Raw genomic sequence first — 26,203 nt, forward strand, 5'->3', positions numbered from 1 at the left:
TCATTGTTTGCTATCGATGTGTTTATAAGTTGATATTTTACAAATCAAGTATGTAATTATATAAATCATTGAATTAAAGATAGTTGTATTTTCATGAAAAGCAGTCCTGAATTTTTTTAATTTATTGAACACAGATGAAAATAAGACTTATACTTAAAATTGTAAAATTGCTTTCCATTTTGTTTTTCTTTTCCATTCTGATAATCAGCTGCACTACATGGAAAGTTGGTACATCAGGACAGAAAAAAATTTCCAGAAAAACGTATGTAATTATTGGAGCTTCCAGCGGGATGGGCCGCGGAATAGCAGAGCAGCTCGGAAAATACAAGGCTAATGTTGTCCTTGCAGCAAGAAGAACCGATCTTCTGGAAGAAGTTGCTGATACCATTCGTAAATACGGCGGTAATGCAGTGGTAGTTACTATGGATATAAGCAGTCAAAAAGATGTGGAAAGAGTGAAGGAAGTGGCCTTAAAAGAATATTCTACAATAGATATTTGGATTAATATGGCTGGCATCACTGCAATAGGACGCTTTTGGGAGGTTCCAATTGAAGATCAAATGCGTGTAATAGATGTTAATTTAAAAGGTTTTTTCTATGCCAGCAGAACTGCGGTAGAACAGTTTATAAAACAGCGGAAAGGCGTATTGATTAATGTAGCTTCAGTTATGGGTGAGATTCCACTGGCTTACCAGAGCGGATATTCTGCTACCAAATCCGGCATCAGAAGTCTGGATTTGGCTCTTTCTCAGGAATTACGTCTGAATGGTTATGACAAAATTAAAGTGGTTACCATTGAACCCTGGGCGGTTGATACTCCAATCTGGCGTCATGCCGCCAACTACACTGGTGTAGAACCGAAAATGGCAATGATGGACGAGCCTGAAAAAATCGTAAATGCGGTTTTAAGAAAATCTTTAAGACCAAAAAAAATAGTGCCGGTAGGATGGAAGGCTCAGGTTTCATCGTTCAGTGCAAATGTTCTTCCAAGGTTTTCAGAAAGGCTGGGCGGAAACATGGTTCAAAAATACATGATTGAAACAGGACCGGGCGTTCCGGATACCCAAGGGGCTATATATGAACCAATTCCTGAAGGACGAGGTATCGATGATGGAGCTAAAGAAAGAATGAAGGAATATAAAAAGAAAAAATAAGTAAATAGCAGCAGAATAGAGTTCTGTAAGACTATGATTTTTCGAAAATTGAATCTTGAAATAGTCATATTAATTTTTCAGCAAATGCCCTGATCAATCAAATAAGTTGTATTTATTATTGATAATAAGGGTTAAATGCCTTGAAAGTTTAAATGTTACAATTCGTTAATTGGATATTTACGATCAAAAAAAAAGCTAGAATCACTTCTGGCTTTTTTTGATTTATTAATTAGTTTTTATTTGCAGATTTATATTCTTCATCAGTAACTGGATTGAGCCAGGTAACCTGAGTATCATCTTTAAAATTGGTGATTGCAATATGGACCATTTTAGTTTCAGCTGCAGCACCATGCCAATGTTCTACATCTTCCGGAATATTTACAACATCTCCTTTTTTTATTAGTTGAGACGCTTTCCCTTTTTCCTGATAAAGTCCCTGGCCATCAATAACCAGCAGAACCTGACCTTTAGGATGCGTATGCCAGTTTGTTCTCGCACCAGGTTCGAAAGTCACGCTGCCAGCTGAGAATTCATTATTTTTATCTCTTGCAATTAAAGGCTCCAGAAAGGCATTACCTGTAAACCAATCCTTAGAAAGTGGCTCACCTTTTGGAAATATTTTTGTTGAAATCATAGTATTTGTATTAGAATTACATGCAGTTAAAAGTACTGTGAATATAATGATTAATTTTTTCATTTTCTTTTCTGTTTTACACAAATTATTGTTTTTGTTTACCTAAAGAGTTTTAATAATCTTTGCAGGTACACCGCCAACAACAGTATTATCAGGAACATCTTTCGAAACAACAGCACCTGCAGCTACAATAGCATTTTCTCCAATTGTAACACCTGACAGGATTACAGCATTTGCCCCAATCCATGCATTTTGTTTAACATGAACGCGGTTTGGAACAAGTGAACTTCTGAGTTTAGGATCTGTCGGATGTCCTTCTGATAATATACTTACATTTGGTGCAATTAGAACATTATCTTCAATAATAATTCCTCCTAAGTCCAAAAAAGTACAGTTAAAATTGATAAAAACGTTCTTTCCAATTTTGATGTTTTTGCCATAATTGATATATATAGGCGTAAAAATTTCAGTACTTTCTGTAATGGAAGTCGCAGTAATCTTGCTTAATATGGATCTAATTTCAAGAGGATTGCTTGAATTGTTCATTTTAGTAAGCAGCTCCTTTGTGTTATAAGAAGATTCACGAAGCCTGTATCGCTGCGAATTCTCGGGAGTTATAATTTTGCCTTTTAAAAGACTGACAAAAATATCTTCCTTATTTTCATTTAAACTCATTTGATCTCTATTGTTTTATTTCAATTTATTTTGAAAAAAAGTCTGAAGCTTTTCAAATGGAATTTTCTCCAGTCTGTCATACAAATCAACATGTACTCCATCTGGAATGATCATTAATTCCTTAGGCTCAGAAGCTGCTCTATAGATATCTTCACTGAAGTATCTTGAGTGTGCATTTTCTCCCGCTATAATAAGAATTGACCGTGGAGAGATTTCTTTTATGTATGATAAAATAGGCATATTCATAAAGGAAATTGGGGTGGTGGCAGTCCAGGATGAGTTAGAGTTGATTGAACGGTTATGAAATCCTCTTGATGTTTTGTAATAATTGAAATATTCCTGCACAAATTGTGGTTCACTACCGGTAAGTTTTTGTGGCAGGTTGTTTGCAGATGGAGCATAATTACCATTTTCAGCATCTTTCCAGCGCTGTACTCCTAATTTTTCAAGATTTTCAGTGCGCTGCTCATCAGTAATAACATCATTATAACCTTTAGACATTACTCTGGTCATGTCATACATACTTGTTGTTGCTACGGCTTTTATACGTTTATCAACAGCCGCGGCATTCAGGGCAAAACCAGCAAATCCACAGATGCCAATTATTCCGATTTTTTCTCTGTCAATGTTTTTTTGTAAACCTAAAAAGTCCACAGCAGCACTAAAATCTTCGGTATTGATATCTGGCGAAGCCACATTTCTCGGCTCTCCACTACTTTCTCCAGTGTAAGAAGGATCAAAAGCTAATGCGGCAAATCCCCGTTCAGCCATTTGATTGGCATATAGCCCGGATGATTGTTCTTTTACAGCTCCAAAAGGACCACTTATTGCCATAGCCGTTAATAATTTGGACTGATTGTCTTTAGGGAGATAAAGATCTCCTGAAAGTGTAATACCGTAGCGGTTTTTAAAAATAACTTTTTGGCGTGTTACTTTATCACTTAATTTAAAAGTATAATGTTCTTCTGTTGTTTTCATGTTTTTATTTTGAGTTGATTTTTTATTTTGTGCGAAAGTCTGTCCGATAAATAAAAAAGAGAATGCGGCTAATAATGCTATTTTCATCTGTTTAAAATGTTTTCAATTACAGATACAAAATTAAAACGGCACCATGAGGTGCCGTTAAAGAATATCAAATCAAAAATTAAGAATTTCAAATCTCATTTTCTCTATACGATTTTGGATTTGTGCCAGTATGTTTTTTAAAAAAATTATTAAAATAAGTAGGGTACTCAAATCCGAGGGCGTAAGCAATTTCAGCAATATTCCAATCTGTGTGGTGCAGGAGAGCCTTTGCTTCAGCAGCGATTCTGTCAGTTATATGTGATGTCGTTGATCTGCCCGTAATCACCTTAACCGCTTTGTTTAGATAATTAACATGTATGTTTAAGTGCTGTGCATAATCTGTCGCCGTTGTCATAAGGAGAGGGTTTTCAGCACTTTCTATCGGGAATTGTCTTTCCAAAAGTTCAAGAAAAACAGAAGCAATTCTTGCAGTTCCATTTTTACCTTCATTATAATTTTCAGAAGGCTGCAGTTTTAGGGATTCGTGAATTATTAAATGAATGTAACTTCGAATAAGTTCATCTTTATAGACATAATTACTTTTTTGCTCCTGTATCATCTTTTGAAAAAGAGTATTTAGAAATAATCTTTGTTCTTCTGAAATGTGTAGAACCGGAGTTCCTCCAATTTTAAAAAAAGGCGATTGATGGAGACTTTCCGATCTTTCAGATTGTTTTAGGAATTCCTCAGAAAATAAAATAGTGTACCCTGAATATTGAGTAGAAATCGTTTCCCATGAATAGGGTATATGAGGATTTCCGAAGAACAGTATAGTCCCCTGCTGATCAAAAGTTTTATCAGCATAATGAATTTTACTGTGACCAGTAGTAAGGCATATCTTAAAGAAATCTTTTCTGCTGTAAGTGCGGGTTGCATTACTGTCGTCTTCAATCTGAAAGGCTTTAAATCCTTTTAATTTAAGTTCATTATTAAACTCAGAAATGCTTCGTGTTATTTTCTCTTTCATTTTGCAAAATTAATAAAATCAAATCTATTGGGTATGGCTTATTAAAGTTTAAAATTGATCATACGTGTTACAGAAAAAATACAGACCTTTTGGACAGCCTCTTCTGGCTGTAGTGACCCGGACTAATTTCGCATCATTTTATTGAAGATTTGAAGAGATTGGCTTACTGGAAGAGATTGGACTTACTGCATATATTATCTATCATAGGCTTTAAGAATTTGGTTTAGTTGCCACAAAACTTATGCAGGATAAAAACTGTATAATTTGCCTAAGTTTTTTGTAGGAGTAAAGACATAAAGTGTACAGGGTTAAACATATGCTTTTCTCGCAAGAATCAAGATATCTAATAACCTTAGTAAATTTTCGTTACCATTTCCTTTACAGGCAAACGAACTTTTTTCATAGCTGCCATATAATCTTTTTCCGAATCACGATATCCTAAAGCCAGGATAACCGCAGAATGCAGCCCTTTCTCTTTCAAACCCAAAACTTCATCGATAACAGAAGTACTAAATCCTTCTATAGGAGTGGCATCCACCTTCAATTCTGCTGCTGCAATAAGTGCAGTTCCTAATGCAATATAAGCCTGTTTTGTCGCCCACAGGGCTTTCTGTTCAGTGTCAATGGCGCCAAAATAAGAATGCAATCCATTCCTAAATCCTGATAACGCACCAGCATCAAGACCTCTTTGATTTTCCGTCATTGCGATGTAATCGTCAATGTAAGTAGAAGTCATGTCAGTGAATGCAGCAAAGACCAGTAAGTGAGAGCAAGAGCGAATCTGTCCATTAAACGAATCGGCACCTAATTTGTTTTGGATTTCCGGGTTGCTAACAACAAAAACACGGTAAGACTGCAGACCGCAAGATGATGCTGAAAGATTTATAGCCTCTAAGATCTGATCGACTTTTTCTTCTGCTACTTTAATGTTGGAATAAGCTTTGACGGCGTAGCGCCATTTTAAATTTTCTATTAAATTCATCACTATATCTATCTTAAATTTTGGCAAATATAAATTATATTGTTTAGTTTTTGGAGACTGGGATGGCTATGGAAATCTTCAAATCGGTCACATTCTGGTACTCTAAAGAATAATTATCTGTTTTACTTTATAATTATATTCATAATAAGATTAATAATCTTAAAAATAATAACATAAAAGAATAATTAACTTAATTATTTGATGATTAAAAATATTAAATCTTTTATTGTGAATTTTGCAGGGTAAAAAAACTAAACTTCTCAATCAAATGAAAGCGAACATACAGCAAGATTTAAGAAAAAGCGAAAATCAGGATATTGAATTCTCCGGGAATACTATCAAGAATGATTTTTTTTTCTCAATAAAGAGTACATGTTTAGATGAAAACTATCACCCTTCAGCTAAAACGCGTCTGACAACAAATTTTGCCAACCTGGCAAGAGGAGCTGATCGCCAGCAAAACTTACGCAATGCATTAAATATGATTAATAATCGATTTAATGCATTGGCTCATTTGGATAATCCAAAAGGGGATCGTTACCATGTAGAACTTGAAATCCTTACAGTAACGATGAGTATTGCTGATCAGAATGGCAGTAGCGATCTGCCCATGATTGAAGTTTTAAAAACCAATATTATTGACCGTAAGACTGGCCAGCAAATCGAAGGGATTGCCGGAAATAACTATTCTTCGTATGTCCGGGATTATGATTTCAGTATTTTATTGATTGAGCACAATAAAAATAAAGCTGCTTTTTCTGTTCCTGAAAATTTTGGTGATTTACACGGAAAACTTTATAAGTGCTTTGTGAATTCAGCCGCTTATAAAGAACACTTTAAGATGGCACCGATTATTTGTTTAAGTGTATCGGGCAACAAAACTTATACCCGCACTGACTATCAGCATCCGGTGCTGGGATTTGAGTATCTGCAGAATGAGTATTCTCTCACTGATGAATATTTTTCTAAAATGGGCCTGAAAGTTCGCTTTTTTATGCCTCCAAACAGTGTGGCTCCGATGGCTTTTTATCATTCAGGAGACCTGCTTGCTGATTATACAGATCTTGGACTGATCAGCTCAATCAGCACGATGGAGACTTTCCAGAAGATTTATCGTCCTGAAATTTACAATGCAAATTCAGTGGCTGGAAAAATCTATCAACCTAGTCTTAAACATGAAGATTATTCGCTTACCCGCGTGGTTTATGACCGTGAAGAGCGCAGCCGACTGGCTGTTGAACAGGGTAAATATGCAGAAGATCATTTCATAAAACCTTATCAGGATATTCTTGAGCAGTGGTCTGCTAATTTTACCCTTTAATTGATTACAACGCATTAAATTATATATTATGAAGAAGTTATTATTACCAACCTCAATTGTTGGAAGTTTACCCAAACCAGCCTGGCTTGCACCACCCGAAAAACTTTGGTCACCTTGGAAATTAGAAGGAAATCAGTTATTGGAAGGAAAACAAGATGCTTTACGTGTCGCATTGCAGGAACAACAATTAGCAGGTCTGGATATCATTTGTGATGGCGAGCAGACACGCCAACATTTTGTAACGACTTTTATCGAACATTTGAGCGGCGTAGATTTTGAAAATCGTAAAACAGTAAAAATCCGTAACCGTTATGATGCAAGTGTTCCTATGGTTGTAGGTGAGATTGCGCGCCAGAAAGCAGTTTTTGTTGAAGATGCTAAATTTCTACGCAAACAGACCAATAAGCCTATAAAATGGGCACTGCCAGGCCCGCTGACAATGGTAGATACCTTGTACGACGACCATTACAAAAGCCGTGAAAAACTGGCGTGGGAATTTGCGAAAGCACTCAATGAAGAAGCAAGAGAACTGCAGGACGCAGGGGTAGATATTATCCAGTTTGATGAGCCTGCGTTTAACGTGTTTTTTGATGAAGTAAACGATTGGGGAATGGCCGCATTAGAAAAGGCAATTGAAGGTTTGCACTGTCAAACCGCGGTTCATATTTGTTACGGTTATGGAATACAGGCCAATACTGATTGGAAAAAAACATTAGGTTCAGAGTGGCGGCAGTACGAAGAAATTTTTCCGAAAATTCAAAAATCTAAAATCGATGTGGTGTCACTAGAATGTCACAACTCCAATGTGCCTTTGGATTTAATGGAACTTGTTCGCGGTAAAAAAGTAATGGTCGGTGCCATTGATGTGGCAACCAACACAATCGAAACACCAGAAGAAGTAGCTAATACCCTGCGTAAAGCTCTTGAATTTGTAGATGCCGAAAATCTTTACCCTTCTACAAACTGCGGTATGGCTCCTTTGTCCCGAAACGTAGCCAACGGCAAGTTAAATGCTTTAAGCGCAGGAGCAGAAATTATTCGTAAAGAACTTGGGATTTAGCCTAAATGTATTAATTTCAATATGTTTTCTCTGTTTGAAGTCTTCTGATCGTAAAATTAAGTTTGAGCTGCTACAAACACACAAATGAATCCAAAAAACCACGTTTAGTTACGTGATATATTTTTATAATCTTTCCTCACGAAGGAATAATATTAAAAACAAATTGAATAAATTATTAGAAGTATTAAAAAAAGCAGGTTTTGACAGTTTCCTGTTAATGATAGCCACCATGATTCTGTTGGCTTATTTTTTGCCGAAACCCGGTATGATCAAAGAACCTGTATCTCTTGAGGAGATTGCAAATGCCGGCGTTTCATTGATTTTCTTGTTTTATGGCATGCGGCTTAGTGTTGAGAAACTAAAAGCCGGACTTTCCAACTGGAAAATGCACATTATTGTCCAGTTGACAACCTTTTTGTTTTTCCCGCTCATTGTTTTGGCATTTCGCCCCTTGTTTGTCAATAACGGCTACGAACTGCTTTGGTTGGGTGTATTTTTTCTGGCAGCTTTGCCGTCTACAGTATCCTCTTCTGTAGTTATGGTTTCCATCGCCAAGGGAAACATTCCCGCAGCCATTTTCAATGCGAGCATTTCCAGTTTAATTGGAGTGGTGGTTACGCCGCTCTGGGTTGGGCTGTTTATAGCTTCTGCAACAGGCGATTTTGATGTCACTCAAATCGTCATAAAGTTGATTCTGCAAGTCTTATTGCCTGTCATCATCGGTATCAGCCTCAATTCCCGTTTTGGTGTCCTTGCAGAAAAATATAAGAAACAGCTCAAATATTTCGATCAGGCTGTCATTCTAACTATCATTTACACGTCGTTTTGCAAGTCATTCTCCGAACATCTTTTCGACGATTTCACTGCTATTGAACTTGCGGGACTCGCCGCAGGTATGATGGTCTTGTTTTTTGCTGTATTCTTTGGTGTCGGACTACTAAGCCGCTTGTTTGGTTTTTCAGATGAAGACCGTGTTACGGTCTTATTCTGCGGATCTAAAAAGTCACTGGTACACGGAACTGTCATGTCAAAAGTCCTCTTTCAGCACAGTACCATCACCGGAATCGTATTGTTACCATTAATGCTTTATCATGCGTTGCAATTGATTGCCGCCAGCATTATCGCTCAGGGTATGGCCAGACGAAAAGAAGTATAGCTGCACTTGAATGTAATTGCAGATTATTCTGTTTTTAATTTGTATAAAATAGGATTTTTTGTGTTCTTTTTGGTTAAATTTGAAGAATTTTATTCTGATTTACGAATAAGGTTAAATCTACTTAAAATAATATTTATGGAGCAGATAGACGATATTGACCTACAGTTGTTAAATATACTTCACGATAATTCGAAATACACGGTAAAAGAACTTGCAAAGATGGTAAATCTTTCGGCATCACCTGTCTTTGAGCGAATTAAAAGATTGGAGAAAAATGGTTATATTAAAAAATATATAGCACTTCTTGATGCAGAAAAACTAAACAGGGGATTTATAGTTTTCTGTAATATAAAGCTTAAACAGCACGATCGTAATATTGGAAATCAGTTTGTTAATGATATTATGAAAATAGAGGAAGTTGTGGAATGTTACAATATTTCGGGAGATTACGATTTTTTAATGAAAGTTTCTGCCAAAGATATGAAGCATTATCAGGATTTTGTTTTTAACAAATTGGGATCAGTTGAAAGTATAGGGAGTACGCAGAGTACATTTGTTATGTCTGAGATAAAAAATACATATTGATAGTTTTGTTTAATCCTCAACTTTTGTAACTGTTACTCCGTCCATCCCCTCATTCTAAATTCTGAACAGTGGGCATAAAAACAAAAAGCCTGCAAATTTAAGTATTTGCAGGCTTTTTCACATTTTCCGTGGGGAGAGCAGGATTCGAACTTTATCGCTGAAGGTCCTGTCTATGCTAGGTTTTATATAATGTTTTTGACCAATGTGCACCGATTCTGCACCCAAAATTCAATTCTTTACTGTATCAATATTAAATCATTCACTAAAATTAAAATACTAACGTATTAACAGACAGTAGTATTATTCTTTTTGTTTTACAAATATATTATAAATATTTAAAATGGAGACCTATCGTGAATTTTAGTTTTTTTTAAAACTTGAAAATTCTCTTTTTAAGCCTTCAGCGCAGGAAGAGACTTCGCGAATCTTATTTTAACACCAGTATTGAAGGGCTTTCACAATTGTTTGTAAGAACAGGTATACGAATAAGTGCACTCACAAATTATTATAAAAAACACATATTAAAAATGAAAGGGGACAAAACAAAGAAAGTTTTTGTATCAATATTTTAATTCATTGTACATTATCTATTTTGACAGATAAATAATTCATTAGGATTTCATCCCTAAAATAAGGATTTTATTGTTTTTAAATAAAAGATGTCTCTAATGTTTTTTTTGTTAAAAAACAGACTTTGTATTAACCTTATCAGCTTTTTTCCAATACTAATTTATCAAAACTATCATTTCGATATTTTTACATATTTGATAAATAAAGCCTGCTTCTGGGTAATTATGTGCAAGTATAATATAAAGGCACTTTGTATCTTGCTTTTTTAAATTATATAAGTGTAGTACAATTGCTAAAAAAAGGTTTTGGTAATCAAAACCTACTATTTAATAAATAAATTTTATCTTGAGAAAGCTACTGATTTTTAAATTGTTCACCATCAATACTACTGCGAAGACTGTTATTTAAATTAAACAACAATTAGTGATATAACGACGAATGTTGACAACGCTAACGCTACAACTAACGTTACGGATATTAAAAATATTTTTAAGGATGGAATCTATCTCTTTTTACCAGATTACGCTGTAGTGAAATGCATTGACATTACTAATTATGGAAACTGAATAAAAAAGATTGTTTTTTTTATTTGAAGATTATAATTAGGCTGAGATAGAAGTTAATTGGAGCAAATTTATTTATAATGGTCAATTAGCATCCTTTCAAGATTACCGCCTATAAGCCAAGTACTGTTGTTGCAGATGAAAAATCTAAAGTCAATTTAAAAATCAATAATAAAGGCTTTTAATAAAGGAGTTTCCTTATACTTAGTAAATCGTTATAATTTTTAATAAAAAGAATCTTTACAAGAATATGAAAAAGATATTATTTCTACTGTTTTTTGGTGGCAGTTTTCTTTTGAATGCACAAACACTTGAAAGTACAGCCAAAGAGAAAATTAAAGTTTTAGAAGCCACTATCAAAAGAGCTGAGCAAAAACACATTGATGTCCAAAAAGAAAAAATGACTATTCGTACGGCAACAACTTTTTTAGAATTTGCTAATTGGGATGCGAAACATATTGAGGAGAATACAAAAGCATTTAAACTGGTGAACACCTATAAAAAGGAAGCAGGAACATTGGCAAAGAATTTAGCTGATTTTGAGCGTTCAGAAGTTGTCATCATGTTAGAAGAGGCTACTACTGCACTTCAATCCATTATTGATGGAAAAGTTATAAGAAAACCAAGTCCGAAAGTAGATTGGTCGAAAGTTCGTTTACAGCAAGATGCTTTGGTTTTTAATAATAGGCCTGTTTTTTTGGCAGATTATACATGGAAGCCCACTAAAGGTTCCTTGCAAGAATATTTCGGAGCATTGGATGGATTCTTTTTAACACCATCCTACGTAACAGATGATACAGGAACTATTAATCCTAAAAAACTGCAAGAATTGCAACGTAAACCTCAAGGTACGATTGGTTTTATTTTCTTAAACCATAAAGTTGCTCCAGATTGGGCAGAAAAAAAATACGGACCCGGTTTCAAAATGCGTGAAACGACCTATACTGGATATGATATTGACAATCGAGGAGCTCGTTTTATTCAAGAAAATTTAATAAAAGCGATGGTGCCAAAAATGGCTGGTAAAAATTATTCGCAATTGGGTTATATGTTGTGCAACGAACCACACTTTTTTACCACTGCTGGTGCTTGGGCTACGGGTCCTGTTTCTGAGTATTCAATGGAAAAGTTTAGAGCTTGGCTAACGAATAAGCATCATTCTTTGAGTGAGTTAAATGCGTTGTGGAAAACAGATTTTAAGACTTTTGATAAAGTGACTCTTGAAATTCCTATTTCAGAACAATTATTAGGTACGCCACAATGGTACGATTGGGTTACTTTTAATAATTACCGTGTTACCAAATGGTTTAATTTTCTAAAAGATGAAATTGTAAAATACGATCCCCAAGCTAAAGTCCACTTGAAAATAATGCCCCATTTATGGTCAGATAATAAACGAAACCATGGGTTGGATGTAGCCGCTTTGACAGACATGAGCGGTATAATTGGGAATGATGCTGCGGCTAGTTACTCCACAGCCTGGGGAGAACCTGATGATTTATGGCAAGACTATTCTTTTTCATGGCGTGAGCTGTGTATGAGTTATGATTTTTTTAAATCGATAAGTCCCGACAAAATTATTTTCAATAGTGAAGGACACTTTTTATCAACAGTACGGTTTAGAGATTTGTATATGAAACCCGATTATGCACGCACAGTTTATTGGTTGGCGCATACTTTAGGACTGAATGCTTCACAAACTTGGTATTGGCCACGAAAAGAAGATGGCTCGATGAAGAAAGAAAACGACAAAGGATATGCTGGATCAGTGATTCAGCAGCCTAGAATCGTCAATGAAGTTACTACTACGATGATGGATTTAAATACTTTTTCCGAAGAGATCACTGCTTTGCAACGCCAAAAGAAACCGATTCGTATTTTTTATTCCGAGACATCGGCAGTCAACACATCCAATTATATGGACGAGGTTTTTGAGGTGTATAAATCACTTTATTTTGATGGAATACCTATTGGTTTCGCGACCAAAGATATTATCTGTAAACAAGACAATAACTTATGGGATGTAATAATAGTTCACAAAACGCCATACGTAACTGATGCTGAATTTAAAATTCTACAGACCTATTTAGACAATGGAGGAACGGTGATTGTAGATTCAGAAAGTTTAAAAATGAACGAATATAAACAAATTCGCAAGGAAGTTTTACAAGTCAGCAAAGGTAAACTTATTTGGAGTACATCAGTACCAAATAGTACACAGAAAGCATTTGAAATTGTGAATGAAAAAAAGCATACTTCTCAATTTAATTTGGTAGAAAATAATGCATTAAATACGAAAGGCTGCATTTGGAAAACGGCTGTAATGCCTGATGGCAGGTCAATTATTTCAATCGTTAATATAGGAAAAGGAACTGCTGAAGTAACATTAACTTTTGGAGATGAAAAGACGAATGTGTTTACAAATTTAATTACCGGAGAAACAGTATATAAAAGCTTTAAAATGAATTCCAAAACTGTTTTATTACTAGAAGCTAAACAATGAAGAGGTAAATCATGAAAATATATACATTTTGCAGTCTTGTTTTCCTAGTAGGAACAACAGTAGCCACAGCACAAACTGATTTTTTTAGAAAATTAAAAAAAGAAGATGTAGCTTCTAATCCAAGTATTCAATGGACACAATTTGGCCCAGGAATGAGCGGAAATAATAAGTCGGCTTTTTGGCATCCATTAGATCCCAATGTTCTTTTTATTTCGCCAAATATGGGAAATTCATATCGAACTACGGATAAAGGATTAACATATGAAACTGTTTTAGACGAAGATGGTTCTTCTATAAAAATGGGAACTCGTGGCCCAGACGAATTCAATAGTATTGATTTCTCTAGACAAAACCCCAATTTTGGTTTTAGTACAGATTCTAGGCCTTTGGGGTTATTTATGACGACCAATAAAGGGAAAACTTGGATCACAAATGAAGAGTTAGTAAAGGTATTTGGTAAATCAAGATTATCCTGTATCACGGTGAATCCAAAAGATGAAAATGTTTGGTATGTTGGCGCAGGAGCTATGAGAGAATGGGGTCGCATTCTTTTTAGCAAAGAACAACCACATGGGACTTATACTGATGCTAATAGCCAAGGGAAAATTTGGAAATCTACTAATAAAGGAAAAACATGGGAACTAATCAATTCAGGTTTACATGCTAAGGCCGAAATTGAAACAATTATTGTAGATCCTGTGGATGCGAATATTATTTATGCCAATTCCAATTATGGATTTTACAAAAGCACCGATGCTGGCAAACATTGGGAACTAAAAATAAACGGAATTGACACGGATGTGATTCGCTCGTTTACGATGCATCATGACAAACAAACGAATAAGGTGACACTATTTGTTATCGCTAGTGTTTTGTGGGAAGCCGATGGTAAAACCATAAAAGATGCTGCTGGAGGAATTTTTAAAAGTACCGACAAAGGAGAAAATTGGACTAAAATAAATGGTGATTTGGCAGTTGATATGAATCAATTTGCTAGTGATAAAAGCATCATCAAAAGTTATTACAATGTTGTGGGGTACTTTTTTGGTGTGTCTATTGCCAAAGCACAGGCGATGTTTCCAGAATTACCCCAAAGCCTTACGTTTCGATTCAACGAATTAACTGTTGATCCTAATGATGCTAATAATTTGTATTTGGTCAATATGTATTCTAATGCGTCGAGGAATAATTTTATTCCAGGTTGTTTGTGGCGCAGTAAGGATGGAGGGAAACATTGGTTTGTAACGTTTAGAAACGGAAAAAATTGGAACCAAGGCAAAGATGTTAACTATCGGAAACAAAGAAATAATCCAATGGGAACCAATGTGTCTTTACTGTATTTGCACGATTGGATTAACCGTGATACGTATGATCGAAAAGCTTGTAATTTTGTCCGATTCAATGCCGATGGAACAGTATTGCACACCCAATTGGCCAAAATTTCGCTGATGTCTTATGATAAAGGGGATACTTGGGTAGATATTGATGATGTAAAAACAGCTTCAAGTGACGAAAGTTATATTGGTGCAGGAAATAGCAATTTACCTGGTCATGGTTTTTATCAGGATTTGCGTTTTCCAGGGAAAGTTTTTTGTGCTGCTGGAGAAAATTCACTTTGGGTTACCAATGATGACATCAGTAAAGAAAGACCTAACCGCCAGTCAGCAACGTATCACGATTTACTTGGAAGCGAATCTTCTTTGAGTTGTTACGCTATTCATCCTAAAAATCCATTAATTCATTTTGCTTTGTTTTTTAGACAAGATAAAAGAGGTAAATTAATGAAATCAATTGATGGAGGTAAAACATGGAAAGAACAAGGAATTCCAATCCCTGCTTGGGAAGTAAAAGCACATAGCGGTGATCAATCCGTACATCAATTGAGTTTGATTATTGATCCTGTACAACCTGATAATATGTATTTCTGTGTACCAAAAACAGCAAAAAACATGGAGTTTGTAGGCGATAGCGAAACTGGTTTTGGAGTGCATAAATCAACTGATGGAGGTGTTACTTGGTCTGAAATTAATAACGGATTAGCACCCTCACGTGATGTATCCATGCTTAAATTTGACCCTAACAATCCTGCTGTTTTATATGCTACCGTGCAAGGAAATAAGGGGGGATTATACAAATCAACCAATCGTGGAGAGCAATGGGAAGAAGTAGAAAGCACCATTGCTATCAAAGGGAAACTTGGGATTAATGATATTCATTTTGCTCCTGATGGCAAAGTCTATATCACATCGGGTTACAAAAATGCAGCTACTGATGAGGGCGGACTTTGGGTAAGTGATCAAAAATTGAAATCTTGGAAAAAAATATTTGATTATCCTTGGTGTAATCGCGTTGAGGTGGCTCAATATGATTCGAAAGTGATCCTGCTTTCAACACTTGCAAATACAAATGTCGAAGGCCGCAATGCAGGGGTTTACCTGTCTAAAGATGGCGGTGCAACCTGGATAAAAATGAACAAAGGAAACGGACAATCAGACCGTGTGAATGATATTGCAATCGACTATTTCACACCTGGAAAATATTACGCATCTACTTATGGAAGTGGGTTTTATGTAGCTAAGGAGTAATCGTAAAGTATAATTAATTATGAGTAGCATCAAGTGGAGTCTTTTATTAAGTTCGTTTTATTAAGAGCAGAACGTATCGTTCATTCAGGTTAATACCGTCCTGCTATCCGCTCTATCTTGTGGCGGCATAAATGCCCGCCGCCACAAGGATGCCGCTTCTATCCTTTAGATTTGTTAGGAAGATTTAAAGTAATTTTAATCAACAACCAAACTGACAAAGTGAACCTTCTCTTCTATCAAAGTTTGCTACTTATGCCCTGATTAGGACTTTGTCAGTTTTATTGAATAAGCTTCAGAATAGTAATTAAGGATTTAATGCCTATTATCAAGGATATGAATGTATTCAATAGTTGGTTGCTAATTTTTAAAACATTTTCTTATGAACAAATTTAAACATTTTCTAGGCATCGATGTATCCAAGGAATATTTTGATGCAGTTTTAATTCTGAATGGAGCAAAAGAAAAACCAATTCACAATCAATTTGCAAATGATTCCAAAGGAGTAAAAACATTAAATCAATGGCTTAAAAAGCAAGGCGCTACAAATCAGCAAACTCTAGTTTGCTTAGAACATACGGGTATGTATGGAAAATTAATCATTAAATATTTAATGGGTTTCAATTATTCTCTTTGGGTAGAAATGTCTTTGAAAATCATTAGGAGTATGGGACTTCAAAGAGGAAAAAATGATAAAATTGATGCAGAAAGAATTGCGGTTTATGCAATGAAAAATCAGCAGGAAGCTATCATTTATAAAGCTCCCAGCCGAACTGTTGAAAAGATCAGAAATCTAATGTCATTAAGGGAAAAACTAATTCTTACCAAAGCTTCTTTGATACGCAATTCAAAAGAAATGAAATCGTTAGACCCGGAAGTATCTAAACTTTCTGATAAATTTCAAAAGCAAACCATAAAAGGAATTACTTCTGATTTAAAGCAAATAGAAAAACAATTAGATTTGTTTATAAAAGAAGATGAAAACTTAAGCAAAATTTATTCACAAGCCATTTCAGTTCCTGGAGTTGGTAAAGTAACTACTCTATATCTAATCTGTTTTACAAATGAATTCACAACCTATTCAACGCCAAGACAATTGGCTTGTTACGCAGGAGTCGTGCCTTTTGAACATACTTCAGGCAAAAGCATAAGGCTAAGACCGAAAGTTCATCATATGGCTAACAAAAAGCTTAAAAAACAATTACATATGTGTGCCTTGTCGGCAGTTAATCACGACCCAGAAATGAAAGAATATTTTAAAAGAAAAGTACAAGAAGAAAAAAATAAAATGCTCGTAATTAACAATGTCAGAAATAAAATAGTACATCGTATATGTGCCTGTATTAGAGATAATAAAACATTTGAGGTTAGAAAATCAGCATAGATAACCATTGATACCAACGGATAAGAAAAACTAAAGTAAGACATAAAAAAACTTTTGTGGAATTCTTTTCCGCTGACTTGACGTGTCTTAAAATAAAACTAATTTGCACTTAAAAAAAAAATGTTCTTTAACTTGTTTATATCATAGTAATCAGGGCTAAAGAGTCCATTTTTTGCATTTATTCAAGCATCAAAAAAGGAGTAATTACCTATTTCAAAAGCAAAGCCATGAGACCGTGTCATGGCTTTTTTACGATTCGTCTGCACTAAATTATCAACAGATACATAATAAAAACGGATACATACAAAAATCATCTAGTTTTCAAATATTTTTGAAGTAGTGTTATATGCACTTAACTTTAATCAAATGAAAATCAAACTTATTTTTTTATCATTTCTCCTTTTTGGAATCACGATTGTGGGTACTATTAATTCTTACGCAAATGAAACTCCACCGTCCAAAGGAATTTTTAGTATCGAAACAGGATACACAATAACCAAAGTGCGTACAGCATTGGATAAGAAAAAATCTTTTGTAGTAGCAAGTAGCTATGAAGGAACGCTTTTAGGAATTTCCTATGAAGGTAAGATTCTTTGGAAAAATGCCTTATCGGGTTTTATGAATCAGGACATCTGGTGTCAGGACATTACTGGCGATGGAAAAGACGAAATTCTAGCCGCCAATTCGGATGGAACACTATATTGCTTAAGTGCTGACGGGAAATTGTTATGGCAATTCAAGAAAGACGATACGCCTATGTACGCTGTTTGCGTCATCATAAAAGATAAAGTGCCTTATGTAGTTTGTGGTGGATTCGATAAAAGTATATACTACCTCAATGCAGCTGGAAAAGAAGTAAAACAACTGAAATCAAAGACCTATTCGATAGAGAAAAACTCAGGGAAACTAGAAGGTAAAATTCCAGAAAACAATACACATACCCCAAATTTTATTCGTTCTATTCCGCAAGCGGATGGGAGTGACGTCTTAGCGATTTTAGGAACCAACAATCACATGAGTTCTTCTGGTACGATCTATTTATTCAAACCATTGGAAGACCAGCCTTTTCGCAAAGATAAAGTAACGGTTCCAAGATCGATGGGAGATTTTAAAGTAATGGATCTAAATGAAGATGGCGAAAACGAAGTTCTTTTAGGGAATTCTGTTCATACAAGTGATACGGGTTACGGGATTTACGACCCCAAAACAGGAAATACTAAAGTGGTTAAGATTAAATCAAAAGACCTAGATACCGGCTATTTAATTGTTCAAGGAGAGAAAATAGGTGCTGGTAAGAATAGTCAATTGTTGGTTTTAATGGGAGATCGCATCTTGTTAGTGAACCCAAATTTGGATATGAAAAAAGCAGAGACCTTGGTGTCCAAACATGCTTTTAATGATGTATGGAAAGATCCTTCTACAGGCAAAATTATTTTGGCAAGCGATCAAAGTGGTGGGAGTTGCATTCATATCATCGATACCGAAGAGGCTATTTGGAAAAAAGAATACATCAATATCAACCCTCCAGGGAAAATACAATCAATTCTAAAAAACACCGAAGTTATTGTAGAAAGCATCAAGAAGTTCAAACCTTTGGCTTGGGAGCGAAAACCTTTGCCGGTTTATTTCATGTCTGAGAATTTCAAAACACCTTTGGCAATTTCAGTTTCAGATAATATCAAAAAGAATTTTAGTAGTCCTGTTTTTCTGAACAGCAAACACATGACGCAAGTGCAATCTCCCGAGAGCTGGAACAGAGATGCAATGACCAACGAAAAATACCGCAACAAACGTGATAGAAGAAAAAAATACAATTTAAGTCAACAGGAAGTACTTGATATTTTGGGTAAGGAGTACATAAATAGTCCTGGTTTAGCGACTTGGGGCGGACATGGAAACGATCCTTATTTCTACAGTTTGCAAACCACCGAAAAATTAATTGATATTGCAGCAGGAAAAAAAACAGTATTGATTTATCCTGAATTGGAAGATCATACAGATGATTTTCAATTTGTATTGAATGACTTAATTAATCCTTTGGCGAAATATTCGCAAGGAAAAAATACTAATTTGTTTTTACGAACCAAAAATATTTTTTGGCTAGGTTCTATTTACAAACCCCAATGGAAAAATTTCATGTCGGGAGAATATACTGATGTTTTTGTACCCTCAATGGAAGAAACCACTGATAAAATAATGGAATTAAGTCTTTCGGGTCGTTTAGGAATTTGGACGAGTGGCGCTACAAACAGTTGGGGATCACGTGCCGTGAGAGACAACACTAGTTTTGACCGCCAACGTCAGGTGTCGTATCAAACCATTCCAAACCATTATTTACGCATGTTGGTGTATCATATTTCGTATGGAGCTACTTATTTAGATAATTTCCCTATTGACCAAGATTATATGAGTGTACTTTGGAATTTGATTGCCAAAGGTGCTTTATATGTGCCCCAAAGTAAAGAGATTTTAAGCTTTTCGCCAGTGCATTTAGCGATGATAGAACCAAATGAGAATTTTATTCAAGAGGGTGGAAATAACAAATACACCACATTCTTCGATAAAAAATATGAAGACGAGAATCCAGCGGTTTTCAGCAGAATGACGGGATGTTGGCCAGGAGCTCAAGTTACGCCTTGGGATTTTTCAAGATATGCGGCTGGAGTAACAGATCGTCGTTTGAATTTCTTGGCACCATACAAAAACGGTCTGGTATTAATTGTGCCTCCGCAAAAAGGAGCTTTGGCTAAAACGGATGAACCTAGAGGAAAACTTACCGATCATTTGCATCCTTTTTATAAAAACAATACCAAAGAATACATCACAGACGGTAAAGATTACATCTCCGCTGATGGAAAAGAAAAATATCCAGCTAATACCTATTACAAAGGAATTGAAAAAGACATCAATGAGAGTGCAAAATTATTGCCTATCACTGTTTCAGGAGAAGTTGCTTGGGTTGTAGCACAAACAGCTCCAGCACACTTACGCCTAACCATCATCGATAGTGGATACATTAACCCTGCAGAACGCCTAGCAAATATTAGTTTCAATGGCGTAAAACCTGTAAAAATCACAGATGTTTTGACAGGTGAAAAGTGGGATTCTAAAAACACATCTTCGGTAAAAATTGATGTGCCCGTAGGTTCTTTCCGTTTTATTGATGTAGAATTAGAGAAAGCTTTTTAAATAAATTTTGTCATTCTACAAGGTCTTTTTGACCTTGTAGGTACAAATTAACTCTAATTTGGATTTTACTGATAAGAATTTTTTTGAAACAAGATTAATTAAACCTTATCTCAATGTACGCGTCTAACTAGCAAACTAAAAACGATTTCTTAGAACATAAGAAAGAAAAAATAAAACAGATAAAAAATGAGAAAGTCATTAATGTTAGGTTTAGTAGTGCTAGTCACTCTATTTTCTAATATCAATATACAAGCCCAAAAAAATCAAAAGACTAATTTGATTTGGATTATTACTGACGAACATAATATTAGAACCATCGGTGCCTATAGAGACCAATTGACCCCAGAACAAGCATTGTTATGGGGGCCAAAAGCTTTTCCAGACACACCTAACTTGGATGCTTTGGCCAAGAACGGAACTATTTTTAACCGCATGTATTGCAGTGCGCCTGTATGTTCGGCTTCGCGTAGTTCTATGTTTACAGGCATGTATCCTGTGACCTTGGGTATTCCAAACAATTCAAACACTAATGGCGATGGGAAATACTTAAAACCAGATGTAACGACTATTGCTGATGTTTTATCAAAAGCAGGATACATGACTGGTTATACAGGCAAATGGCACCTAGCTGAAAGTAGAGATGCATCAGGAGATAAAGACCATGATGAGTGGTGGTCTCCTTATCCAGTAGGTGCTCCTGAGGACACTTATGGTTTTCAAGATAAAAGATTTATGTTCAATGGTGGACATGAGAAATACAAAGGACTTGACGCCAATGGAAGTCCTTATTTTGCAAGTAAAAATGTAAAATTAATTGGAAAAGACAAATACGGACAACCGTTATTTGAAGATGCTAAGTATAAGAATGTAAAGCACACCACCGACTTTTTGACGGACCGAGCTTTGGATTTTATTGATACCAATAAAAGCAAACCATTTTATTTGGTTTTAAGCATTCCAGACCCTCATACACCTGATGTAGTGCGTGCTCCTTATGATACTATGTACAAAGGAACAGTAACTCAATTGCCAGCGACTTATAAAACGGCGTACGAAAATAAAACCAATCCAGACCTACCTTCTTGGCAAAAACCAGATGCAAAAACAAAAAATGAAACCAAATTAAAAAACGAAATCGAACAGTATTTCGGAATGGTTAAATTGATCGATGATAATCTAGGACGTTTGGTTCAAAAACTAAAAGACGACGGTGTTTATGAGAATACGATTATTGTTTTTTCATCAGATCATGGAGATTTGTTAGGTGAACACGGACGTGTAAACAAAGGAACCATTCACGAAGCTTCGTCTAAAATTCCTTTTATCGTTGCGCAAGGAGCAACAGGAAAATCGCCATTAATTCCAAGAGGAAAAGTAATCAATGAAGCTGGTAATACAACGGACTGGATGCCCACTTTCTTAAAAGTTTTGGGTGTAGATTGCCCAAAGGTCGCTGGACGTGATTTAACGCCTTTGTTGAATAAAAAACCAGTTAATTGGAATGATGTGACTTTTGTAAAGTTAGGTTTCTACGCAGCCGTTACAGACCAATACAAATTAGTTCTTGCTCAAAAAGATGTGCCTTGGTTATTGGATATTAAAGCGGATCCAACAGAAAGAATCAACTTTATCAATGATTCAAAATACAGTGCAGTAATTAAAAAACTAGCAATGGAATTAAAAGGTTATATGAAAAATAATAAAGATAAAAATGAGGGTGTTTCTAAAAAACTAGACGAACTAATTTCGAAATAAAACAAATAATGATGAAAAATTTAGCAATAGTAATTTTTGTAACTGTATTCTCTTTTTTTGGTGCAAAAGCACAAGATTTAAAAAGCAGTCCGTATGTTGATGTTTCAGATATGGATTTATTTCCACCAAAGTTTGATTCAAATGATGCAGGTTCAATTTCCGAAACTACGCCTGGACCAGTAAAAAATTTTAGTCACATTAATGGGAAAGATGATACAACTCGTTTGAATAAAGAAATTGATGGACTGTCAAAAGGAGGAACAATAAATGTAGTTGCTGGAACTTATATTTTTGAGAGTGTAAACATTACATCCAATATTCGTTTGAATTTTGCCCCAGGTGTTGTTGTCAAAATTCCAGCAGGTAAGGATGGATTCTACATAGGAAAAGAGCCTAATCAAGCTAGAGTAGAAAATGTTAAATTTATTGGTACAGGAACTCTTTCTACTAGACCTAAATTTATTTTAGAAAGAGATGGGAAAAAAGTAACCAGACTGATGCAAATAGGATATGCATATAATGTTTTAATCCAAAACTTTACGATTGAGGATAATCAAACCAAAGGAGCGGCCATAGCATTTAATCCAGTACAAATAGGAAAAACCACCACAGCCTACAGACCTGAAAAAGTGACGCTAAATAACATTGGACAGACAGGTGGATCGGTTGGTTACGGACTAGCACAATTAAACGTGGGGCAGAACATAACCATGCGAAATTTAAGCTGTGAAGGAGGTGTAACCTGTAGAATAGAATCGCACAATGGTCGTAAATACGACTTAGGAACAGCCGATCTTCGAATGCTGAATGTTTCTAATAAATTTGGTTTTGCTACGGTACTATTACAACCACATTCTGTAGAAAACGGTACAATTACTGTTGATGGAGCAACTTCTTATGGTAGTGCTTTTACCGCATTTATTGTCGAAGGTTTTGTAGCTCAAGAATCAAAAAGAAAACAAGTTGGAACTTTTGCTGCTAATTCGTCATTTAAAAATATAAGTATGGTAGCTACAGATGATACGGCTACACTTCCTTTTAAAAATGTGAAATACCTAAATCCAGAATTGAACACCTTATACAGTAAACCTAATTTTAAGATTGACAATACGGATGTCAATGTAGAATTTGATGCTCAAGGTTTACCTACTAGTAATGCACCTCTGTTAGGCCCTTCAGTAGCTGCGATATATACAAGTGCTGTATGCTATCAACCGCAATTGCCAGCTTTGAAACATATTAGTATCACAGGGAAAACAGACTTTAGAGAGAAGATTTTACGTAAACCAAAAGATAAATAATACTGTCTGAAAAAGTAATTCCGCTAGTCATAAATTTTTTAATTGTAATAAAATGAAGTTAAGTGTTTATACTTTATTGATAGTTGTCAGTTTAGTTGTGAGCCCCTTGCATCCCCACAATTCAAAAGAGTTAATTCAAGTGGTTTTGCTTGGTGGTCAGTCTAATATGGCTGGTCATGGACAATATGAAGCGTTAAGTACCACTGATAAACAAAGAATTGATAAAATAGCAGATAGGCTTCTGGCTTCTATAAAGGACAACGACCCCACTCCCTTATCTTATGCTGAAGGGAAGAGTCATGTGAAAAATTTTGGTCCTGAATTGTTTTTGGGTGTGGAACTAGCAGAATAAATCCAATTCAACAGTATCTGTTTATCAAACATGCCGTGGGAGGCACCTCACTTTATGGCGCTTGGAGTCCTAATTGGACTACAGAAAAAGCTTTAGCGAGTGAAATAGGTGAAGCAAGACAAGGCGCTAAATTGTATGCTGAACATTTGAGTTATATTCGTCAACAATTAGAGCGTCTTACGAATGAGGGAAAACGGTACTAAATAATAGGTATGTTCTGGATGCAAGGTGAAAAAGATACCCATGATGATTTTACCGCAAAAATCCTATGGAGAGAATTTGAAAATATTGATTGATTCATATCATAAAGAATTTAAAATTCCAAACCTGCCATTTGTTTTTGGTCAAATAAATTGTCCTCCAGGGAAAAAATATACTGAAGGAGTTCAAATTGTCAGAAACGAAATGGAAAATGTTGCAAGCACTGTCAAAAATACGGTTATGGTAAAAACGGACATTTCAGTGGATTGGAATCATTTTAGAAAAGATGCTGATAACGTTCACTACAATGCTGAAGGACAAAAAAGGCTAGGTACAGCTTTTGCGAATGCATACCTTCATGTAGCGCAATAATTTTTGATTAAAATTAGGATTACAAGAGCAAATACCGAAGTTTTACTGCGGCATTTGCTCTTTTTTTACTTCAGGTAAAAAACTGTAACTATTGAATTAATCCTAATTGATTGAACAAAAAGAGCAAATAGTTGTTGTATTTCAACATAAAAACTGTCAAAGACACATTAATAACGGACAGGTACATAGATTTAGTAGTATTTGATGAATTTAGTACTCTGTTTATAATAGAGCGCAATCACCGCTGTTTTTTATAGATAACGAATTAAAACAATGAAAAAAAATAATCAAAAGTAGTTGAATTAGCTTTCTTCTCTATTCTTAATCCAGCTAAATACTTTGGACAAATTAATTCAAAATATAATGAAGTACTACGTAAAAATATCTTGTTTAATCGTATTGTTAATGGTTGTTTTTTTATTGTTAATTACGGGTTGTAAAAACAATAAAGAGCCAAATGAAAACGGAAAATCAAAACCGAATATCATTCTTTTTGTGGCTGATGATCACGGGATGGATGCGTTAGGTTGTTATGGAAACCTCGTGATTCAAACCCCAAATTTAGACAAATTAGCAGCCGAAGGAACTCGATTCACTAATGCGTATTGTACCAGCGCTAGTGCTGCTAGTCGCTCAGTGATTTTATCTGGAAAATATGGTCATGCGACAGGCTCTTACGGTCATGTACACGAGTATCATCATTTTAGCACTTTTGATGATGTAAAATCATTGCCCGTTTTACTAGAAGAAAACGGATATTTAACAGCTAGAATTGGAAAATACCATGTTGCTCCTGAAAAAGTATATCATTTTCAAGAAGAATTAAAGGCCAATCCAAGGAATACATACGAAATGGCAGAGAAATGTGCCGATGTTTTAAAATCAGACAAGCCGTTCTTTCTGTATTTCTGTACGGATGATCCACACCGTGAAAAATCAACTGATCCAAGCAGGTGGGATACTCCCAATAGTGTTGGAAACAAACCCGAAGGATTTCCAGGAGTAAAAACGACAGTCTATGATCCAAAAGATGTTATGGTACCATATTTTTTACCAGACACAAAACAATCACGCGAAGAAATTGCGCAGTATTACCAAAGTATCTCTCGTATTGATCAAGGTTTTGGAAAATTAATGGAAATGCTTAAAGCCAGAGGAAAAGACAAAAACACCATTGTGCTTTATATTTCAGACAACGGAATGGCGTTCCCAGAGGCAAAAAACAACGGTATGAACCTGGGATTAAACTGCCTTGCATCATTAAAGACCCATTTAAATCGAAAAAAGGAAATGTGAATAGTGCAATGATTTCTTGGGTAGATTTAACACCAACTATTCTTGATATGGCGGGAGTTGATGCTCGAGAAACCAAGTTTCATGGTCGTTCTTTTAACTCCATAATTGACGAGCAAAATCCTAAAGGTTGGAACGAAATTAATGCTTCGCATACCTTTCACGAAATTACCATGTATTACCCAATGCGTGTGGTAGGCAGGGGTGATTATAAATTAATTTAGAATATCGCTTATCCGTTAGAATATCCTTTTGCATCTGATTTATGGGCTTCCTCTACTTGGCAACAAGTATATCGCAATAAAGTGGACAAGTATGGAAAACGTAGCGTTCAGGATTACTTACATCATCCAGAATTTGAATTGTTTGATTTGAGAAACGACCCTGATGAGACCAAAAATTTGGCGACCGATAAAAATTATACTGCTACTTTGGAAGTGATGAAAAAGAGTTTAAAAGAATTTCAAAAAAAAAACGAGAGATCCTTGGATTATTATATGGGAACATGATAGTAGTTTTCAAGGTACAGGTGTGAATTT

22 protein-coding genes are annotated in these 26,203 nt (G+C 35.3%); 17 read left to right on the forward strand and 5 right to left on the reverse strand.

What is annotated here, in order from left to right:
• Positions 1–134: 134 nt before the first annotated feature.
• Positions 135–1,154, forward strand: coding sequence for an SDR family NAD(P)-dependent oxidoreductase (locus GXM17_RS00150; RefSeq protein WP_163397278.1), 1,020 nt, complete (start codon positions 135–137; stop codon positions 1,152–1,154).
• 229 nt (positions 1,155–1,383) lie between these two features.
• Here GXM17_RS00150 and GXM17_RS00155 read toward each other — a convergent pair whose 3' ends face one another.
• From GXM17_RS00155 to GXM17_RS00175, 5 genes are all read right to left on the reverse strand, one after another.
• On the reverse strand, positions 1,384–1,851 hold the full coding sequence (locus GXM17_RS00155) for a (R)-mandelonitrile lyase (RefSeq protein WP_244307288.1): 468 nt from the start codon (positions 1,849–1,851) through the stop codon (positions 1,384–1,386).
• 39 nt (positions 1,852–1,890) lie between these two features.
• Positions 1,891–2,463, reverse strand: a complete 573-nt coding sequence (locus GXM17_RS00160; protein ID WP_163397279.1) for a sugar O-acetyltransferase — start codon at positions 2,461–2,463, stop codon at positions 1,891–1,893.
• A gap of 15 nt (positions 2,464–2,478) precedes the next feature.
• Positions 2,479–3,528 carry an alpha/beta hydrolase gene (locus GXM17_RS00165; RefSeq protein ID WP_163397280.1) on the reverse strand — a complete coding sequence of 350 codons (1,050 nt, stop codon included), beginning with the start codon at positions 3,526–3,528 and terminating at the stop codon, positions 2,479–2,481.
• A gap of 88 nt (positions 3,529–3,616) precedes the next feature.
• A complete protein-coding gene (locus GXM17_RS00170) occupies positions 3,617–4,495 on the reverse strand; it encodes a helix-turn-helix domain-containing protein (protein ID WP_163397281.1) in 879 nt (292 codons plus the stop codon).
• A gap of 352 nt (positions 4,496–4,847) precedes the next feature.
• Entirely contained in the window at positions 4,848–5,477 is a 630-nt protein-coding gene (locus tag GXM17_RS00175; RefSeq protein ID WP_163397282.1) for a nitroreductase family protein, read from the reverse strand.
• 268 nt (positions 5,478–5,745) lie between these two features.
• Between GXM17_RS00175 and GXM17_RS00180 the strand changes: the two genes are divergently transcribed.
• The 16 genes from GXM17_RS00180 to GXM17_RS21615 all read left to right on the forward strand — a co-directional run bounded on the left by GXM17_RS00180 (position 5,746) and on the right by GXM17_RS21615 (position 26,173).
• Positions 5,746–6,798: a DUF1852 domain-containing protein gene (locus GXM17_RS00180; protein WP_163397283.1), complete on the forward strand. Its 1,053-nt coding sequence runs from the start codon at positions 5,746–5,748 to the stop codon at positions 6,796–6,798.
• Positions 6,799–6,826: 28 nt separating this feature from the next.
• Positions 6,827–7,858: a methionine synthase gene (locus GXM17_RS00185; protein WP_163397284.1), complete on the forward strand. Its 1,032-nt coding sequence runs from the start codon at positions 6,827–6,829 to the stop codon at positions 7,856–7,858.
• A gap of 163 nt (positions 7,859–8,021) precedes the next feature.
• Positions 8,022–9,014, forward strand: a complete 993-nt coding sequence (locus GXM17_RS00190; RefSeq protein WP_163397285.1) for a bile acid:sodium symporter family protein — start codon at positions 8,022–8,024, stop codon at positions 9,012–9,014.
• Positions 9,015–9,149: 135 nt separating this feature from the next.
• Positions 9,150–9,599 carry an Lrp/AsnC family transcriptional regulator gene (locus GXM17_RS00195; RefSeq protein ID WP_163397286.1) on the forward strand — a complete coding sequence of 150 codons (450 nt, stop codon included), beginning with the start codon at positions 9,150–9,152 and terminating at the stop codon, positions 9,597–9,599.
• Positions 9,600–10,982: 1,383 nt separating this feature from the next.
• Positions 10,983–13,235, forward strand: coding sequence for a beta-galactosidase (locus GXM17_RS00200; protein WP_163397287.1), 2,253 nt, complete (start codon positions 10,983–10,985; stop codon positions 13,233–13,235).
• Positions 13,236–13,246: 11 nt separating this feature from the next.
• Positions 13,247–15,820: a VPS10 domain-containing protein gene (locus tag GXM17_RS00205; RefSeq protein WP_163397288.1), complete on the forward strand. Its 2,574-nt coding sequence runs from the start codon at positions 13,247–13,249 to the stop codon at positions 15,818–15,820.
• Positions 15,821–16,199: 379 nt separating this feature from the next.
• A complete protein-coding gene (locus tag GXM17_RS00210; RefSeq protein ID WP_163397289.1) occupies positions 16,200–17,201 on the forward strand; it encodes an IS110 family RNA-guided transposase in 1,002 nt (333 codons plus the stop codon).
• Between the two features lie 366 nt (positions 17,202–17,567).
• Positions 17,568–20,390, forward strand: a complete 2,823-nt coding sequence (locus tag GXM17_RS00215; RefSeq protein WP_163397290.1) for a PQQ-binding-like beta-propeller repeat protein — start codon at positions 17,568–17,570, stop codon at positions 20,388–20,390.
• A 186-nt stretch (positions 20,391–20,576) separates the two neighbouring features.
• Positions 20,577–22,145 (forward strand): sulfatase-like hydrolase/transferase, encoded by a 1,569-nt coding sequence (locus tag GXM17_RS00220; RefSeq protein ID WP_163397291.1) that lies wholly within the window; start codon positions 20,577–20,579, stop codon positions 22,143–22,145.
• Between the two features lie 11 nt (positions 22,146–22,156).
• On the forward strand, positions 22,157–23,446 hold the full coding sequence (locus tag GXM17_RS00225; protein WP_163397292.1) for a glycoside hydrolase family protein: 1,290 nt from the start codon (positions 22,157–22,159) through the stop codon (positions 23,444–23,446).
• 52 nt (positions 23,447–23,498) lie between these two features.
• Positions 23,499–23,798, forward strand: coding sequence for a sialate O-acetylesterase (locus GXM17_RS00230; protein WP_163397293.1), 300 nt, complete (start codon positions 23,499–23,501; stop codon positions 23,796–23,798).
• A 35-nt stretch (positions 23,799–23,833) separates the two neighbouring features.
• A complete protein-coding gene (locus tag GXM17_RS00235) occupies positions 23,834–24,001 on the forward strand; it encodes a hypothetical protein (RefSeq protein WP_163397294.1) in 168 nt (55 codons plus the stop codon).
• 40 nt (positions 24,002–24,041) lie between these two features.
• Positions 24,042–24,371 carry a sialate O-acetylesterase gene (locus tag GXM17_RS00240; protein WP_163397295.1) on the forward strand — a complete coding sequence of 110 codons (330 nt, stop codon included), beginning with the start codon at positions 24,042–24,044 and terminating at the stop codon, positions 24,369–24,371.
• Between the two features lie 363 nt (positions 24,372–24,734).
• On the forward strand, positions 24,735–25,667 hold the full coding sequence (locus tag GXM17_RS21605; protein WP_208796396.1) for a sulfatase-like hydrolase/transferase: 933 nt from the start codon (positions 24,735–24,737) through the stop codon (positions 25,665–25,667).
• Positions 25,631–25,888, forward strand: a complete 258-nt coding sequence (locus GXM17_RS21610) for a sulfatase/phosphatase domain-containing protein (RefSeq protein WP_341872897.1) — start codon at positions 25,631–25,633, stop codon at positions 25,886–25,888. Before GXM17_RS21605 ends, GXM17_RS21610 begins: the two co-directional genes overlap by 37 nt.
• A gap of 81 nt (positions 25,889–25,969) precedes the next feature.
• Positions 25,970–26,173 (forward strand): sulfatase/phosphatase domain-containing protein, encoded by a 204-nt coding sequence (locus tag GXM17_RS21615; RefSeq protein ID WP_208796398.1) that lies wholly within the window; start codon positions 25,970–25,972, stop codon positions 26,171–26,173.
• The last annotated feature ends 30 nt before the right edge of the window (positions 26,174–26,203 follow it).

Source organism: Flavobacterium fluviatile (assembly GCF_010645065.1).
In the GTDB taxonomy this organism is placed as follows: Bacteria; Bacteroidota; Bacteroidia; order Flavobacteriales; family Flavobacteriaceae; genus Flavobacterium; species Flavobacterium fluviatile.